Genomic DNA, 604 nt, shown 5'->3' with positions numbered 1-604 from the left:
AGATTCAGATCCGCCGGGTGGCCCAGCGCCTGTTGAAGTTCGGCGCAAAGTGACGGGCCCGGGCCGCGCGGCCACCGCCGTCGACCTGGCGCTCGCGCTGCGCGGCGTGCTGGCGCCGGTGCTCGGCGGTGAGCCCGCGATCGAGAACCTGCGCGCCCTGACCGGCGGCGCCAGCCGGACCACCTGGGCGTTCGACGCGGACCTGGCCGGACGACGCCGCTCGCTCATCCTGCGTACCGGGCCGCCCGAGGCGTCAAGGGAATCGGCGGCGATTAGGACGTGCGGGACGGGCGCGCCCGCCGCCGCGGCGGCGGCCTGGGCGCTGGCCTCGAGCTCCATGCCGGCGTGCACGGCCTCGGGCGGCCCGGTACGCAGGATGAGCGAGCGGCGTCGTCCGGCCAGGTCCGCGTCGAACGCCCAGGTGGTCCGGCTGGCGCCGCCGGTCAGGGCGCGCAGGTTCTCGATCGCGGGCTCACCGCCGAGCACCGGCGCCAGCACGCCGCGCAGCGCGAGCGCCAGGTCGACGGCGGTGGCCGCGCGGCCCGGGCCCGTCACTTTGCGCCGAACTTCAACAGGCGCTGGGCCACCCGGCGGATCTGAATCT

At 76.5% G+C, this 604-nt stretch carries 1 pseudogene; it reads right to left on the bottom strand.

The features are described from left to right. Positions 1–519, bottom strand: a pseudogene (locus A5714_RS27250) (hypothetical protein); the annotation flags it as partial. Between the last annotated feature and the right edge of the window lie 85 nt (positions 520–604).

The organism is Mycobacterium sp. E2462, from assembly GCF_001672685.1.
GTDB lineage: Bacteria > Actinomycetota > Actinomycetes > Mycobacteriales > Mycobacteriaceae > Mycobacterium.
This window is presented reverse-complemented; position numbering and strand designations above follow the sequence as displayed.